13 protein-coding genes and 1 tRNA gene are annotated in these 15,425 nt (G+C 73.6%); 4 read left to right on the top strand and 10 right to left on the bottom strand.

Translation table 11 applies throughout. The features are described 5' to 3' along the window. Positions 1-32: 32 nt before the first annotated feature. Positions 33-109, bottom strand: a tRNA-Pro gene (locus ACOTKD_RS22460). A gap of 250 nt (positions 110-359) precedes the next feature. Here ACOTKD_RS22460 and ACOTKD_RS22455 point away from each other — a divergent pair. Beyond that, a complete protein-coding gene (locus ACOTKD_RS22455; protein WP_424890790.1) occupies positions 360-3,590 on the top strand; it encodes an amidohydrolase family protein in 3,231 nt (1,076 codons plus the stop codon). A 378-nt stretch (positions 3,591-3,968) separates the two neighbouring features. Here ACOTKD_RS22455 and ACOTKD_RS22450 read toward each other — a convergent pair whose 3' ends face one another. Both ACOTKD_RS22450 and ACOTKD_RS22445 read right to left on the bottom strand, forming a co-directional pair. Beyond that, positions 3,969-5,159 (bottom strand): MBL fold metallo-hydrolase, encoded by a 1,191-nt coding sequence (locus ACOTKD_RS22450; protein WP_424890789.1) that lies wholly within the window; start codon positions 5,157-5,159, stop codon positions 3,969-3,971. 292 nt (positions 5,160-5,451) lie between these two features. Beyond that, on the bottom strand, positions 5,452-6,111 hold the full coding sequence (locus ACOTKD_RS22445; protein ID WP_424890788.1) for an alpha-ketoglutarate-dependent dioxygenase AlkB family protein: 660 nt from the start codon (positions 6,109-6,111) through the stop codon (positions 5,452-5,454). A gap of 242 nt (positions 6,112-6,353) precedes the next feature. Between ACOTKD_RS22445 and ACOTKD_RS22440 the strand changes: the two genes are divergently transcribed. Next, positions 6,354-6,944 carry a carboxymuconolactone decarboxylase family protein gene (locus tag ACOTKD_RS22440; protein ID WP_424890787.1) on the top strand — a complete coding sequence of 197 codons (591 nt, stop codon included), beginning with the start codon at positions 6,354-6,356 and terminating at the stop codon, positions 6,942-6,944. Positions 6,945-7,020: 76 nt separating this feature from the next. Here the strand turns inward: ACOTKD_RS22440 and ACOTKD_RS22435 are convergent, their stop codons facing one another. From ACOTKD_RS22435 to ACOTKD_RS22425, 3 genes are all read right to left on the bottom strand, one after another. Continuing rightward, the gene (locus tag ACOTKD_RS22435) at positions 7,021-7,854 is read right to left on the bottom strand and encodes an SAM-dependent methyltransferase (protein WP_424890786.1); all 834 of its coding nucleotides are present in this window, start codon (positions 7,852-7,854) and stop codon (positions 7,021-7,023) included. A gap of 84 nt (positions 7,855-7,938) precedes the next feature. Further along, a complete protein-coding gene (locus ACOTKD_RS22430) occupies positions 7,939-8,196 on the bottom strand; it encodes a DUF397 domain-containing protein (protein WP_030365045.1) in 258 nt (85 codons plus the stop codon). Positions 8,197-8,199: 3 nt separating this feature from the next. Further along, complete coding sequence (locus tag ACOTKD_RS22425) at positions 8,200-9,066, bottom strand: helix-turn-helix domain-containing protein (RefSeq protein ID WP_424890785.1); 867 nt, start codon at positions 9,064-9,066, stop codon at positions 8,200-8,202. Between the two features lie 166 nt (positions 9,067-9,232). Here ACOTKD_RS22425 and ACOTKD_RS22420 point away from each other — a divergent pair, with 166 nt between their 5' ends. After that, complete coding sequence (locus ACOTKD_RS22420; RefSeq protein WP_359106436.1) at positions 9,233-9,691, top strand: ATP-binding protein; 459 nt, start codon at positions 9,233-9,235, stop codon at positions 9,689-9,691. 64 nt (positions 9,692-9,755) lie between these two features. Here the strand turns inward: ACOTKD_RS22420 and ACOTKD_RS22415 are convergent, their stop codons facing one another. Then, a complete protein-coding gene (locus ACOTKD_RS22415) occupies positions 9,756-10,547 on the bottom strand; it encodes an SGNH/GDSL hydrolase family protein (RefSeq protein ID WP_030365048.1) in 792 nt (263 codons plus the stop codon). A gap of 212 nt (positions 10,548-10,759) precedes the next feature. Between ACOTKD_RS22415 and ACOTKD_RS22410 the strand changes: the two genes are divergently transcribed. Continuing rightward, complete coding sequence (locus ACOTKD_RS22410; RefSeq protein ID WP_424890784.1) at positions 10,760-11,566, top strand: tyrosine-protein phosphatase; 807 nt, start codon at positions 10,760-10,762, stop codon at positions 11,564-11,566. Between the two features lie 61 nt (positions 11,567-11,627). Here the strand turns inward: ACOTKD_RS22410 and ACOTKD_RS22405 are convergent, their stop codons facing one another. From ACOTKD_RS22405 to ACOTKD_RS22395, 3 genes are all read right to left on the bottom strand, one after another. Continuing rightward, positions 11,628-13,064 carry an aspartate aminotransferase family protein gene (locus ACOTKD_RS22405; protein ID WP_424890783.1) on the bottom strand — a complete coding sequence of 479 codons (1,437 nt, stop codon included), beginning with the start codon at positions 13,062-13,064 and terminating at the stop codon, positions 11,628-11,630. Then, positions 13,061-15,151 (bottom strand): 1-deoxy-D-xylulose-5-phosphate synthase, encoded by a 2,091-nt coding sequence (dxs, locus tag ACOTKD_RS22400; protein WP_424890782.1) that lies wholly within the window; start codon positions 15,149-15,151, stop codon positions 13,061-13,063. The genes ACOTKD_RS22405 and dxs overlap by 4 nt, the downstream gene beginning before the upstream one ends. A 77-nt stretch (positions 15,152-15,228) precedes the next feature. After that, on the bottom strand, positions 15,229-15,425 hold a 197-nt coding region (locus ACOTKD_RS22395), incomplete at its 5' end, for a flavodoxin-dependent (E)-4-hydroxy-3-methylbut-2-enyl-diphosphate synthase (protein ID WP_424890781.1).

Raw genomic sequence — 15,425 nt, 5'->3', positions numbered from 1 at the left:
CGAGAGAACGGCCTCCGACCTGCGAAAATCGCTGGTCGGGACGGCGGGATTTGAACCCACGACCCCTTGACCCCCAGTCAAGTGCGCTACCAAACTGCGCCACGTCCCGGTGCTTGTCCGGCCCGGGCTCTCGCCCTTGCCGACCGCGCATGAGAACAATACCGCACTTCAGCGGGTGATCGCGCACGCCTTCCAGCACAACGATTATCCGTGAATATTCTGTTTGGGCGATTTATTCGGTATGCCCCAGACCCCTCCCCCCCTCACGCGGTGTTGACCGCCCTCCCGGCCCCCGTGGGACCATCGGGCCTTCGGACGTCGCTCGCGACGCGGGCAACTCCCCCGCCCCAGGAGGACAGTTGGCAACCTCGGACGCCCCGATTCCCCCTTCCGCCCTCTCTCGGTCTTCCGCCCTCTCCCGGCGCAGGTTCCTGCAGGCCGCGGCCGGTACCGCGGCGGCGGCCGGAGTCGCTGGGGTGTTGCCCGGGGCCGTGGCCATGGCCGTGGCGGCGCCCGGGGAAAGCGGGGGGCTGTCGTTCACGGCTGCCACCAATGGGGCGGCCAGTCTCGCGCCCGGTGGGGACCGGCTGATCGCCGAGGTGCAGAACGTGCTGTGGTCCGTGCCGCGCAAGGGCGGGGAGGCCGTCGCGATCACTCCGGCGGATCTGGAGCCGACCCGGCCGGTGCACTCGCCCGACGGCCGGCAGCTCGCCGTCTGCGCGTACCGGGGCGGTGGCTTTCACATCTGGACGCTGCGGCCCGACGGCAGCGGGCTGCGGCAGGTCACGGACGGGCCGTGGGACGACCGCGGGCCCGCCTGGTCGCCCGACGGCACGCGGATCGCGTTCGCCTCCGAGCGCGGCGGCGACCCGGTGGCCGGGAGCCCGTACCGGGTGTGGGTGGTGGACGTGCGGACGGGCGCGCTGACGCAGGTCACCGGGGTGAGCGGGCAGGAGGGGCCGCTGCAGGACGGGGCGTGGGAGGACTTCGACCCGGCGTGGTCGCCGGACGGCGCCCGGCTGCTGTTCGTCCGCGGGCGCCTCGCCGGGACCGCACTGGAGGCCCGTACGGTCGCGTCCGTGCCCGCCGACGGGCACGGGCCGGTGCGGGTCGAGCACACCGAGGCCGCCGCCGGGCAGATCATGACGCCGGCGGTCGCCCCGGACGGGCGCCTCGCCTATCTCCGTACAACTCCCGCTCCCGCGGCCGGCTGCACGCTCGTCGTGGACGGCGCGCCCGTGGCGATCGACGGGGACGTCGAGCCCGTGCCGCCGCGCTGGACCCGGTCCGGCGAGCTGCTGCTCACCGTCAGCGGGACGTTCCGGGTCATCCGCCCGCAGGCACCGCGCGACGCCGAGGTCGTCCCCTTCGCCGGCCGGCTCGCGATTCCCCGGCCGCGCTACCGCACCAAGCGGTACGACCTCGACGCCGGTGGAGTGCACACGGTCCGCTCGTTGCATTTCCCCGCCCTCTCGCCCGACGGCCGCCGGGTCGCGTTCGGCGCCCTCAACGCGCTCTGGGTGGCCGACGTGGCGGGCGGCCGGCCGCCGCGCCGGGTCGTCAAGGCCGACCCCGCCCGCTATCCCTTCGGGCCCGCCTGGAGCCCCGACGGGCAGTCGCTCGTGTACGCGGGCGACAACGGCGGTCTGCTCGCCGCGCGCCGCCACGACCTCGCCTCCGGCGCGGACACCGTGCTGGCCGAGGGCGGCCGCGCGTACCCCGTCCTGTCGCCCGACGGCCGGAGACTGGCCGCCCTCGACCTGGCCGGGAACCTCGTCGTGCGCGACCTCGCCGCCGGTACGGACCGGGTCCTGGCAGCCGCCCTGGGCGGCGGCGGGCTGCCGGGCCGGCCGAGCTGGTCACCGGACGGCCGCTACGTCGCCCTCTGCGACCGCAACCGGCTGAACCAGCGCTTCCGCGAGGGGTACAACCTCATCCGCGTGATCGACACGACCGGCGGCGGCGCCCGGCTGCACGCCCTCGCCCCGCACGTCTCGCTGAGCGACCGCTACGGCTCCGGGCCCGTCTGGTCGCCCGACGGCCGGCACATGGCGGTGATCGCCGAGTCCGCGCTGTGGCTGCTGCCCGTGCGGCCCGACGGCACCCCGGACGGCGAGCCCCGCCGGCTGACGGACGAGGCCGCCGAGGACCCCTCCTGGGCGGCGGACTCCCGCACGCTCCTCTACCTCTCCGCGGGCCGCCTGCGGCTGCTCGACACCGCCAAGGGGTCCGGGGCCCGTACGGTCAGCGTGTCCCTCGGCTACCGGCGCCCTGTGCCCGCCGACACCGTCGTGCACGCCGGACGGCTCTGGGACGGCACCGGCGACACCGTGCGCGAGGACGTCGACCTGGTCGTCCGCGACGGCCGGATCGCCGCCGTCGAGCCGCACCGGGCGCGGCGCGCGGCCGCCCGCACCGTCGACGCGTCGTCCGGCACGGTGATCCCCGGGCTCTGGGACACCCACACCCACCCGTACCAGAACACCTACGGCGGCCGGCAGACGGCGCTGCAGCTGGCCTACGGGATCACCACCGCGGTGTCGTTCGGCGGCGGCGCCCACGAGCAGGCCCGCATCCGCGAGGCCGTGGCCGCGGGCGAGCTCGCGGGGCCGCGGCTGCTGGCCACCGGGGAGCTCCTCGACGGCGCCCGCGTCGCGTACAGCATGGGCCGCGCACACCGCACGCGCGAGGGGCTGCGCCGGTCGCTGTCCCGCGCCGAGGCCCTGGACTGGGACTTCGTGAAGACCTACGTCCGCGCGCCCGGCTGGCTGATGGAGGAGGCGGCTCGCTTCGCGCACGACCGGCTCGGGGTCCGCGCCGGCAGCCACCTCCTGTCGCCCGGCGTCCAGCTCGGCCAGGATCTGACGACCCATCTGCAGGCCACGCAGCGGCTGGAGTTCGGGCACGCGACGACCGCGTCGGGGCGCGCGTACCAGGACGTGGAGGAGATCTACACCCGCGGGGACTTCCACCTCGTCGCCACGATCTTCACGTCCGTACCGCTGCTCGGCGAGGCGCCGGCGCTCGCGCAGGACCCCCGGGTGACGCGGATGATGCCGCCGTGGGACGTCGAGGTCGTCCGCCGGACCGCGGCCGCCCCGCCGACCGCCGACCAGCTGGCCACCCTGGAGCGCGAGACCGGCGTCTACCGCCGGGTGCTCGCGGGCGGCGGCCTCGTCGCGCTGGGCACCGACGCCCCGCTCGTGCCCGTGGGTCTCTCCCTGCACCTGGGGCTGCGCGCGCTCCACCGGTACGGGCTGTCCCCGGCGCAGGCGCTGCGGACCGCGACGGTGCTGCCGGCCCGGGTCTTCGGCGCGGACCGCGACCTGGGCACGCTGGAGCCCGGCAAGCTCGCGGACGTGACGGTGGTGGACGGCGATCCCTTCACCGACTTCGACGCGCTGGTGCGGACGGTTTCGGTGCTGCGGGGTGGTGTGCCGTTCGAGGCGGCGCGGCTGGTCGCGGCGTACGAGCCGGCCGGAGCGCCTCCGGCTCCGGCGACGGCCGGGGTCCGGGCCGCGGACGCGTGGCTCGCCGTGTCACGGCAGATCCGGCGGGACTCCTGCTGTGACATGGAGCTTCACCTCTGACGGGGCGGGGCCCTGGGCCGGGTGCCCGGGGCCGACGCCGGTACGGCACCGCCGGTACGGCACCGCCAGTACGGCACCGCCGGTACGGCCGTGGGACTTACGCGCCATTGCGGCGGGAAGAAGAGTGCGGCACGCCCCGATCAGTTCCTCGGCCGTGTCTGGTACAGCCCCGCCGGTCACGCCATAGGGCTCACGCGCCATTGCGGCAGGGAGAAGAGTGCGACACGCTGCGATCAGCCCCTGGGCCGAGCCCAGTACGGCACCGCCGGAGACGTTCCGGGGACTGAGCACCGTCGCGGCGGAAGGACATGGCGCCGGCGCCATACCACCGCCGTTACGGCGAGCAAGCCCCCGGCCGGACCGGTCGGCACCCCGCACTCACGCCCGCAGCGACACCTCCGGCACTGCGGCTGCCCCGGCGGGCTCCGCAGGAGCCGCGGGCTGCCCCGCCGGCCGCGCCGCCACCGCCCGCCACCACGGATCCGCCGGGAGACCGGCGCCGTCCGCCGGCTCGAAGGGCTGCCCGGGTCGCGGCGTCGCGACGCGCGCCCCGTGGCGGCGGCCCGCGACGACGGAGCCCTCGGCGGGCTCCTCCCACGGGTGCGGCGCGAGGTTGAACGTGCCCCAGTGGATGGGCAGGAACACACCGTGCGCGGCGTCGCCGCCCTGCAGGTCGGCGTGGGCCCGGAGGCCCTCCTCGGGCGTCATGTGGATGTCCGGCCAGAATTCCGAATACGCCCCGATCTGCACCATCGTGGCGTCGAACGGCCCGTACTGGGCGCCGATGTCCTTGAAGCCGGGGAAGTAGCCGGTGTCGCCGCTGTGGAAGACGCGGTGGGCGGCACCGGCCACCACCCACGAGGCCCAGAGCGTGTGCTGGGTGTTGCGCAGCGCGCGGCCGCAGAAGTGGCGGGCGGGGGTGGCGGTGAAGGTGAGGCCGGCGACGCGGGCCGACTCGTGCCAGTCGAGCTCGGTGATCCGGTCCGCGGGCACGCCCCAGTGCTCCAAGTGGGCACCGACGCCGAGCGGTACGACGAACCGCGCGCCGGTGCCGCGGGCGAGGGCACGGACGGTCGGCATGTCCAGGTGGTCGTAGTGGTCGTGGGAGATGACCACGGCGTCGAGGGGCCCGGTCTCTCGCAGCGGCACGGGCACCGGGTGCAGTCGCTTCGGGCCCGCGAAGGCGAAGGGCGAGCAGCGCTCGGACCAGACGGGGTCGAAGAGCACCCGGGCCCCGTCGATCTCGGCGAGCACGCTGGAGTGCCCCATCCAGGTCAGCCGCAGCCCCGACGCCGCGGGGACGGCCAGGTCGGCCACGGTCGTCGGGTGGACGGGCACGGAGCCGGCGGGCGCCCGGCGGGCGCGCTCCTCCGCGCGGAAGTACGTGGGCAGGAACTTCAGCATCGCGCCGGACGGCGTGCGCTGGGCGCCGACGGGATTGGTGAAGACGCCGTCGGCGAAGTGCGGCGACCGCCGGATGCGCGCCATCCGCTCCCCGGACGGGTCGGCGCCGAACGCGGCGGGGCGCAGGGCGTCGAGCGGTGAGCTGCTGAGGCGGAAGCCGGTCACGGCACCTCCAGGGCGAAAGCGGCCAGATCACCCGCCATTATCTGCCCCGGCCCGGCGGGCGCCCGGGCGGCCCCCGGCCGACGGCCGGGCGGGCCTTCCGGGGAGCGCCGGTGCTCTCTCCGGCTGCCGCCGCCCGGGCTCACCCCCGTGATACGAGCCCGGACGCGCGGCCGGCGCACTGCCGGGGACCCACTGTGCAGGGTCGCGCCCCCACCCGCACGTGATTTTTTACGGTGCCGTCCCCTCCGCTTGCCGGGCTCCTACGGTGCCGCCGGTTCCGTTTGCCGGGCCTTCACAGCCCGCTCACCCGGAGGGTGATGTTCAGCCGGCCCGTGAGCCCGAGCGCGGCGGGCCCGGTGCCGGGAAGGGTGCGGGGCACGCCGTGGAAGGCCGCGCGCGAGGGCCCTCCGAAGACGAACAGGTCACCGCTGCGCAGTACGACGTCGGTCCACGGACGGTTGCGGGTGCGGGTGTTGCCGAAGCGGAAGACACAGCTGTCACCGAGGCTGAGGGAGACGACGGGAGCCGCGGACTTCTCATCGCTGTCCCGGTGCATGCCCATCGCCGCGGCGCCGTCGTAGAAATTGACCAGAGCGATGTCGTACTCGGCGGAGTCCGCGGCCTCCGGGGGCTCCTCGCCGTACGCGTCGGCAACGGCCTGCGCGGCCATCCGCCCCAGCCGGCCGGGGAACGGCTTGACCGGCGCGCCGTCGCCGTCCACGACCGTGCGGGCATAGCCGTACGGGTACCAGTGCCAGCCCAGACAAACCATGCGGACGGACATCTGCCCGCCGCTCGGCATGCGTACGGTCCGCAGCCCGGCGGGCGGCCGCGCCCAGGTGCGGCAGGCGGTGAGCAGGCGCTGCTGGGCGGCGAGGTCCAGCCAGCCGGGGACGTGGACGGCTCCGGGCGCGATCTCGGCCCGGGGGCGGGGAAAGAGCTCGTCGTCCATGGCCCCAGCGTAGGTCGGTCCTCTACGGGTGCCTGGGTGCCCGGTCCGGTTGCCCGGTTGCCCGGTTGTCCGGTTGTCCGTCCCGGACACCGGCCACAAGCCCCACAAGCCCACAAGCCCACGAGCCCACGAGCCGGTGTGACGGTCCTCTCACCACCGCCGTCACCCCCGGATGTCACACATCCACCGGTCCGATCCGTCCTATGGGCACAGGCACGACCACCACATCGGAGGAACCAGCCATGGCCAGGATCTCGCTCACCCCGGACCGCACCCCGCTCGTCCGGATCATGGAGTGGTACAGCCGGCGCACCTACGGCAAGGTGCTGGAGCCGCTGATGGCCCTCGCCCACAACCGGCGCGTGCTGCTCACGACGTCCCGCTTCGAGCTGTCCGTGGGCCGCTGGAAGAAGCTCGACCCGCAGCTGAAGGCGCTGGCCGAGATGGCGTCGGCGGCCGCCATCGGCTGCTCGTGGTGCATGGACTTCGGCTACTGGCTCAACCGCGGGCACGGGCTGTCGCACGAGAAGCTGCAGGACGTCCCGGTATGGCGCGAGAGCCGCGCCTACGCCCCGCTGGAGCGGGACGTCATGGCGTACGCGGAGGCCATGACGGCCACCCCGCCGACCGTCGAGGACGACCTCGCGGAGCGGCTGCGGCAGCGCCTGGGCGACGCCGCGTTCGTCGAGCTGACCTCGATGATCGCGGTGGAGAACCTCCGCTCGCGCACCAACTCGGCGCTGGGGCTGCACAGCCAGGGCTTCAAGGACAGCTGTGACATACCCGCCGCCGCGGCCCGCCCGCAGGCGGACCGGACGGTGGCGGGCCACTAGCCCCGCGGGCCGCCGGCCGGCTCCGCGGCCCATCAGCCTCCGCGGGCCGGGCCGCCGGCCCTTGCGGCCCGCTCGCCTACCCCTTGCGGCCCACGCCCCCGTAGAAGATCGTGTCGTTGAGCTCCTCGGGGCCCGGGACCGGCCCGTCCGGCCGCCAGAGCGGCACCCGGACCAGGCCCGGGTCCAGGAGTTCGAAGGCGCCGAAGAGCGGCTCGACGGAGGCGCGGTCGCGCAGGTTGAGACCTGCGGTGGCGTTCTTGTACGTGCCGACGACGCTGTCGCGGGCCTTCACGTCGGTGTGGCCGTCCGCGTAGCCCTCGTACGGTTCGGCCGTGGCGTGGGAGAGCACGAGGTGGCTGCCGGCGGGAAGGGCGTCCGCGAAGGCCGCGACGATGCCCGCCGGGTCCTCCTCGTCGGTGACGAAGTGGAGGACGGCCACGAGCAGCAGGGCCACCGGCTCGCGGAAGTCGATCAGCTCGCGCACCTCGGGGCGGGCGAGGATCGCCTCCGGGTCGCGCACGTCACCGAGGACGAAGCCCGCCTGTCCGGTGCCGGTGAGCTTCGCGCCCGCGTGCGTGGCGACGATGGGGTCGTTGTCGACGTAGGCGACGCGCACGTCCGGGGCAACCTCCCGCGCCACCTCGTGGGTGTTGGGCGAGGTGGGGATGCCCGTGCCGATGTCGATGACCTGCCGGACGCCGCCGCGGACGACCTCCCGCACGGCCCGCCGCAGGAAGGCCCGGTTGGCCCGGGCGGAGAGCCGCACCTGCGGGTGCGCCCGGATGACGTGCTCGGCGGCCTGCCGGTCGACCTCGTAGTTGTCCCAGCCGCCGAGGTAGTAGTCGTACATCCGGGCCGGGTGCGGCCGGCTGGTGTCGATGTCCTCGGCGGCGAAGCCCTGCTGGTTCATGCGGTGCTCCGATCCTGGTGTCATGCCCGTGGGCGCACGCCCGCGGGGTCATGCCCGTCGTGTGCTGCACGGTGCGTGCGCGGCTTACTCGCAGGCGGCGCCCGAGCCGGCGAGCAGGAAGTCCGCCGCGCCCGCCTTGGCGCCGTTGATGAAGCTCTCCATCTCGTGACGCGTGTAGATCAGGGCGGGGCCCCCTGGGTCGGTCGACTGGCGCAGGGCGATCCGGCCGTCGCCCAGCAGCAGCGCCTCGACGCACGAGCCCCCGTTGCCGCCGCTCCACGGCTTGCTCCACCCCTCGGTGCCGAGGTCGGTGGCGGGCATGCCGTTGTAGATGCGATCCATGGTTCAGATCTCCTTACGAATCCCGCCCAGGACGGCCTCGGTGGTCTGTGCCGGCGCGGCCTGCGCGCACATCCGGTCCAGCGCCTCCAGGAAGGCCGAGACGTCCTCGCGCTGGTCGAAGTACGAGGCGCCGACGAGGTTTTCTGCGTATGCGATGTCCGGAAGCTCCGGGAGCGGGAACCGGAAGATGTGGAACGGTCCGTACATCGCCGGGTGCGGCCCGGCGGCGAACGGCATGATCTGCAGCCGTACGTTGGGCATGGCGGTGGCCTCGGCGAGCCGGGCGACCTGCTCGCGCATGATGTCCGGCCCGCCGATGGGCCGGCGGAGCACGGTCTCGTCCATCACCACCCACAGCAGCGGCGCGCCCTCGCGGGTGAGCAGCGACTGGCGCTCCCGGCGGACGGCGACCGCGCGCTCGATGTCGGCCTCGGGGGCGTGCGGCTGGCCGGCGCGGAGCACGGCACGTGCGTAGCGCTCGGTCTGCAGCAACCCCGGGACGTAGTGCGGTTCGTAGGCCCGGATGAGGTTGGCCTCGCCCTCCAGGCTGACGAACGCGCTGAACCACTCGGGCAGGACGTCCCGGAAGCGGTGCCACCAACCGGGGCGGTTCGCCTCCCGCGCGAGGTCGAGGAAGCCCTCGACCTCGGCGGGGTCGGTGACGCCGTAGACGCGCAGCAGCTTCTCCACGTAGGGGAGCTTCAGGCCGACTTCGGCCTTCTCCATCCTGCGGACGGTGGCGTGCGTGACGTCGAGGGCGCGGCCCGCCTGCTCGTAGCTGAGGCCGGCCTTCTCCCGCAGGTCGTGCAGCCGTTTGCCGAGGACGACCCGCAGTACGGTCGGGGCGCCCGCCGGACGCGCTTCCGCCACTGTTCCTCCCCCTCCGTGCCCACCGGTCGTCAGCTGACCGTCAGATGCTTGTCATATGCCCGCAGTCTGTCACGCGCGCCCCCGGAGCCGACAGACTGCTCTGACGATTCTGTAATTTACAGATTGAACCTTGCCACACCTCAGCCGTATCGCACATAGTTACGGCGTGGTCCCCTCCCATGACGCACCTTCGCTCGGGCGCTTCGGCTGTTCCATGGCCGCGCGTCTGCAGGACGCCTTCCACTTCCCGGCTCGCGGCGCCTCGGTGGCAGCCGCGCGAAAACGGGTCCTCGCGCAACTGCGGGAGTGGGGCATCGACGAAGTGGCGTGCGACGACGCCCAGTTGGTGGTGTCCGAGCTCTTCACCAACGCCGTCCGGCACACGGACAGCGCGAACGTCAGCTGTCAGCTGAGGGTGCTCGGCGCGCATCTGCGCATAGAGGTGGCCGACCAGGGCCGCACGCCGACGGAGCCGCGGGCGCGGTGCAGCGGGGCGGACGAGGAGAGCGGCCGCGGGCTGCTGCTCGTGGGCGCGCTGTCCCAGGCCTGGGGGGTCCGGCCCGACGACAGCGGCCGGGGCCGCGTCGTCTGGGCCGATCTGGCTGCCGGGCGGCTCACCCCTTGAAGCCTTCTCTCCTGAAGCCCTCCCCCTGAAGACTCACCCCGGCGCCCTCCCCCCGATGGTGGCGCTACAGCGGCAGCAGGTCCGGCCGCTTGGGCTCCACGTGGTCTCCCGAGGACTCGCCGCGCAGCCGGCGGCCGATCCACGGCACCAGGTGCTCGCGCGCCCAGTGGATGTTGTCGCGCCGCACCTCGGCGGGCGAGCGGTGGTCCTCGTCCGGCCAGGCCTGGTCCGGGTCGGCCGGCACCTCAAGGCCGAGCACCTGGGCGGCCCGCAGGGCGACCCGCGTGTGCCCGTCGGGCGAGAGGTGGAGCCGGTCGTCGCTCCAGGCCCTGCGGTCCTGCACCGAGCGCAGCGACCACAGGTCCAGGACCGGGCAGCCGTGCCGGTCCGCGATGGCGCGCACATGGGCGGTGTACGTCGCGATCTTGCCCCGCAGGTGCCGCAGCACGGGCATCCCGCGGGTGTCGAAGCCGGTGCACAGCAGCACGGTGCCCACGGAGGAGGCCAGCTCGGCGACGGCCTTCTCGTAGCGCTCGGCCACGTCGTCCGGGTCGCTGCCCGGGCGCAGGATGTCGTTGCCGCCCGCGCAGAAGGTCACGAGCTCGGGGCCGAGCTCCTTCGCCCGGGGCACCTGCTCCGCGACGATCTGGTCCAGGAGGCGGCCGCGCACGGCGAGGTTGGCGTAGCGGAAGTCGTGCTCGGGGCGCTGGTCGGCGAGGAGTACGGCGAGTCGGTCGGCCCAGCCGATGAAGGTGTCGTCCGGCCCTGGGTCGCCGACGCCTTCGGTGAAGCTGTCCCCGACGGCTGCGTACGACCCGATCGCGCTCTTGCTGAATGAATTCGAATCGTCTGCCACGTCAGTACATCTTTCCTCCCCCGGAGTGACCTACGCCACCGTAACCAGGGGTTGACGTGCCGTGATGTATCCCACCCCGGCGAACTCCCCGCAAGCGGAATACGTCGGCGCGGCTACCGCACGGAGCGGATTGCCCGTACAACCGGTGTCGTAAGGTCGTTGAGCCGCCTCGCCGACGACCAGTGCCGGCAGCCGAGACCCAGGGAGTGCCCGTGACGCAGACGCCGCATGTGCCGTCCACCGAGCCCGAGCTGGCGGGAGTGCGCAACTTCCGCGATCTGGGCGGCCTGCCCGCCGCGGACGGCCTGCGGGTGCGGCACGGCGTCCTCTACCGCAGCGGCCACCTGGCCCACGCCACCGAGGAGGACGCCCGCTTCCTCGGCACGCTCGGCCTGCACACGGTCTTCGACTTCCGCAACGACGCCGACATCGCGCTCGACGGCCCGGACGTCGAGCTCACCGGCGTCCGCAACGTGAACCTGCCGCTCAACGACCCGGCCCACGGCGCCGAGTTCTGGAACATGGTGCGCGCCCGCGACCTCGCGCACCTGCGGAGCGTCCTGGCCGACGGCAGGGCGGCGGACCGGATGGCCGAGACGTACCGCGAGGTCATCACGGGCCGGACGGCCGAGCTCGGGTACGTCCTGCGCTCCCTCGCCGAGGACAGCGTGCCCGCGCTCATGCACTGCGCGGCCGGGAAGGACCGCGCCGGGCTGTCCGTCGCGGTCACCCTGCTCGCCCTCGGCGTCGCGCGCGACGTCATCGAGGCCGACTACCTGGAGTCGAACGCCCCGCACCGGCGCTACCGCATGCGGCGGGCGCCGGAGGCGACCGGGCCCGAGGACCGGGAGATCGCGGAGCTGCTCTCGCCGATGTTCGAGGCGCGCGCCACGTATTTGCGTGCGGCGTTCGAGACGATCGACGCCGTGTGGGGCACGGCCGACCGGTACCTGGGCGACGGACTCGGGCTCGGCCCGGCGGCCCGTGAGCGCCTGCAGGCCAGGCTGCTCACGGACTGACGCGGGGCTCCGCCCCGGACCCCGGTCCTCACACGCCGGACCGGCTGATTTCCTGCCCGGCTCAGCGATTGGCCACCGCCTGCTTCACCAGCGTGCGGCCGAAGTCCCAGAGCAGCCCGCCCCCGCCGTGGGCGTCGTCCATCACAGCGGTGAAGGCGTCCACGAAGCGGTCCACCTCGCGCTCCCCGATGATCAGCGGCGGGATCAGCTTGATCACCTCCAGGTGGTCGCCGGAGACCTGGGTGAGGATGCGGTGCTTCTGCAGCAGCGGCACCACGACCATCTGCGCGAACAGGCCCTTGCGGGCCGCCTGCAGCATCGCCCAGCGGCTGCGCAGCCCCAGCGAGGACGGCTTGCCGAACTCGATGCCGATCATCAGGCCCCGGCCGCGGACGTCGTGCAGCAGCTCGTACTTGCCGGTGAGCGCCGCGAGCCGGGTGCGCAGCAGGTCGCCCGTGCGCCGGGCGTTCGCGACGACCTGCTCGTCCTCCAGCACCGAGAGCACCGCGAGCCCGGCCGCCATGGCCTGCGCGTTGGAGCCGAAGCTCGCGGAGTGCACGAGGACCCGGTCCATCGAGGAGTAGACCTTCTTGAAGATCCAGTCCTTGCCGAGGGTGGCGCCGACGGGCACGTAGCCGCCCGAGAGCGCCTTGGCCACGCACACCAGGTCCGGTTCGACGCCCGCCTCGTGCTGGTAGGCGAAGAAGTCGCCGGTGCGCCCGACGCCGGTCTGCACCTCGTCCGCGATGAGCAGCGCCTTGTGCCGGTGCAGCAGCTCCTGGGCGGCGCGCAGGAAGCCGGGGGGCGCCTCGTGGACGCCCTTGCCCTGGATGGGCTCGACGACGAAGGCCGCGACGTCGCCGCGGGCCAGCTCCCGCTCCAGCGCCGCGAGGTCGCCCAGCGGGATCGCCGTGTCGGGCAGCAGCGGCGCGAAGCCGTCCCGGAAGCCGTCCTCGCCGTTGACGGAGAGCGAGCCGGTGGTCAGGCCGTGGAAGGCGTGGCTGCAGTAGAGGACCCGCGGTCTGCCCGTCGCGTACCGCGCGAACTTCAGGGCCGTCTCCACCGCCTCGGTGCCGCTGTTGCCGAAGAACACCCGGTCCAGGTGGGGTGCGTACGACAGCAGCTTCTCGGCGAGCAGGCCGGGCAGCGGCTGGCAGTCGAAGCGGGTCAGGTCGGCGAGCGAGGCGTCGAGGACGTCGTGCAGTGCCTTGCGGACGACGGGGTGGTGGCGGCCGACGCCCATCACCCCGAAGCCCGCGAGCATGTCGAGGTAGTCCTGCCCGTCGGCGTCCCAGAAGTAGGCGCCCTCGGCCCGCTCGTAGACCTTGTCGAAGCCGATGGTGTGCAGCATGCGCGGCAGCTGGTGGTTGAGGTGCCGGGCGTGCAGGTCGTACCGCTCGGCGCCGCGCTCGGCGAGGAGCCGGGTCAGGTCGAAGCCCTTGCCGCCGCCGGCGGGGCGGCCGGTCGTGCCTGCGGTGTCGGTCGTGTCGGCTGTCATGCGTCGTCGTTCTCCTTGCCGGCCGCGGGAACGCCTGCGGCTTGCTCACGGGCCCGGGCTCCGTTACGGGCCGGGGCCTCCTTCTTCCGGGCCGGGGCCTCCTTACGGGCCGCGGCGTCGTGACGGGCCGGGGCCTCCTGATGAGCCGGGGTTCCCTTACCGCCCGCCGCTTCGTCACGAGCCGGGGCCTCCGTATCACCCGCGGCTTCCTTACGGGCCGTCGCCGAGCTGATCCGGCCGGCGATCTCGGCCGGGGTGAGCCCGAGGTCCGCCAGGACCTCGCCGCGCTTGGCGTGCGGCAGGAACTGCTCGGGGATGCCGAAGGTGCGCAGCGGCACGTCGACGTCGGCGTCGCGCAGCGCCTGCCCGACGGCCCAGCCGACGCCGCCGGTGCGGCTGTTGTCCTCGACGACCGCGACGAGCCGGTGCCGGGCCGCGAGCCGCACCAGCGCGGGGTCGACGGGCTTGACCCAGCGGGGGTCGACGACGGTGCACGGCAGGCCGCGGTCGGTGAGGAGCGCGGCGGCCTCCAGGCACACGCCGGCCATGGCGCCGACGGAGACGAGCAGGACCTGCGGCTCGGCACCGTCCGCGGGCAGGCCGATGACGTCCGTGCCGCCCTCGCGGCAGAGCGCCGGGACGGGCTCGCCGACGTTCTCCTTCGGGAAGCGGACCACGGTGGGCGCGTCGTCGACGTCCACGGCCTCGCGGAGCTGGGCGCGCAGCTGGTCGGCGTCGCGCGGGGCGGCGATCCGCAGGCCGGGCACGACCTGCAGGACCGACATGTCCCACATGCCGTTGTGGCTGGGCCCGTCGGTGCCGGTGACGCCGGCCCGGTCGAGGACGAACGTCACGCCGCACTTGTGCAGGGCGACGTCCATCAGCACCTGGTCGAAGGCGCGGTTGAGGAACGTGGCGTACACGGCGAAGACCGGGTGCAGGCCGCCGGTGGCCAGCCCGGCCGCGGACACGGCGCCGTGCTGCTCGGCGATGCCGACGTCCCAGACCCGGTCGGGGAAGGCCTCCGCGAACCGGGTCAGGCCCACGGGGTGCAGCATGGCGGCGGTGATCGCGACCACGTCCGGCCGCTCCTTGCCGATCCGCAGCATCTCGTCGCCGAACACCGAGGTCCAGGACCGGCCGGCCGAGGGGGCCAGCGGCCGGGAGGTGAGCGGGTCGATCACGCCGACGGTGTGGAAGCGGTCCGCGTCGTCCTCCAGGGCGGGCTGGTAGCCGCGCCCCTTCTCCGTGCGGCAGTGGACGAGGACGGGGCCGTGGAAGCGCTTGGCCCGGCGCAGCGCGGACTCGACGGCGGCGACGTCGTGCCCGTCTATCGGGCCGAGGTACTTCAGGCCCAGGTCCTCGAACATGCCCTGCGGGGCGAACGCGTCCTTGAAGCCCTTCTTGGCGCCGTGCAGCGACTCGTAGAGCGGCTTGCCGATGCCGGGCAGGCCCTGGAGCGCGTCCTTGCCCCAGGACAGGACCCGTTCGTAGCCGTCGGTCGTGCGGAGCGTGGCGAGGTGGTCGGCGAGGCCGCCGATGGTGGGGGCGTAGCTGCGCTCGTTGTCGTTGACGACGATGATCAGCTGCCGGTCCTTGGCCGCGGCTATGTTGTTGAGCGCCTCCCAGGCCATGCCGCCGGTCAGGGCCCCGTCGCCGATGACGGCGACGACGTGGCGGTTCCAGCGGCCGATTACCTGGTTGGCCTTGGCGAGGCCGTCGGCCCAGCCCAGCACGGTGGAGGCGTGGCTGTTCTCGATGACGTCGTGCTCGGACTCCTCGCGCGAGGGGTAGCCGGACAGGCCGCCCTTGCCGCGCAGCTTGGAGAAGTCCTGGCGGCCGGTGAGCAGTTTGTGGACGTACGACTGGTGGCCGGTGTCCCACAGGATGCGGTCGGCCGGGGAGTCGAAGGAGCGGTGCAGGGCGATGGTGAGCTCCACCACGCCCAGGTTGGGGCCGAGGTGGCCGCCGGTGCGGGCGACGGCGTGGATGAGGAAGTGGCGGATCTCCTCCGCCAGTTCGGTCAGCTCCTCGGCGTCCAGGGTCTTCAGGTCGCGCGGACTGCGGATGTTCTCGAGCAACGACACGCGGGCCCCCTCCTCGTCTTGCGGCCTGGGCCGGGGCGGCCGCTCGGTCGCTGTTCCTACGGTGGCGGGTCGCCGGTTCAGGCGACGGTGACGTGCGGTGCCCCGCCGGGGGCGCCGTCCGCCGCCATGACTTCGGCGATCTTCATTGCTTCCTCGATGAGGGTCTCCACGATCTTCGACTCCGGCACGGTCTTGATGACCTCGCCCTTGACGAAGATCTGCCCCTTGCCGTTGCCCGAGGCCACCCCCAGATCCGCCTCACGCGCCTCGCCCG

This window comes from Streptomyces sp. XH2 (assembly GCF_049725035.1).
GTDB classification, from domain to species: Bacteria; Actinomycetota; Actinomycetes; order Streptomycetales; family Streptomycetaceae; genus Streptomyces; species Streptomyces roseoverticillatus.
Note: the sequence above shows the minus strand (reverse complement) of the source record. Positions and strands in the feature narration are given on the sequence as shown.

What these genes read in the sequence shown, in the direction of transcription:
- ACOTKD_RS22445 (WP_424890788.1), bottom strand. Translation starts at nt 6,111, where the DNA reads ATGGACGACGAGCTCTTTCCCCGCCCCCGGGCCGAGATCGCGCCCGGA.
- ACOTKD_RS22440 (WP_424890787.1), top strand. Translation starts at nt 6,354, where the DNA reads ATGGCCAGGATCTCGCTCACCCCGGACCGCACCCCGCTCGTCCGGATC.
- ACOTKD_RS22435 (WP_424890786.1), bottom strand. Translation starts at nt 7,854, where the DNA reads ATGAACCAGCAGGGCTTCGCCGCCGAGGACATCGACACCAGCCGGCCG.
- ACOTKD_RS22430 (WP_030365045.1), bottom strand. Translation starts at nt 8,196, where the DNA reads ATGGATCGCATCTACAACGGCATGCCCGCCACCGACCTCGGCACCGAG.
- ACOTKD_RS22405 (WP_424890783.1), bottom strand. Translation starts at nt 13,064, where the DNA reads ATGACAGCCGACACGACCGACACCGCAGGCACGACCGGCCGCCCCGCC.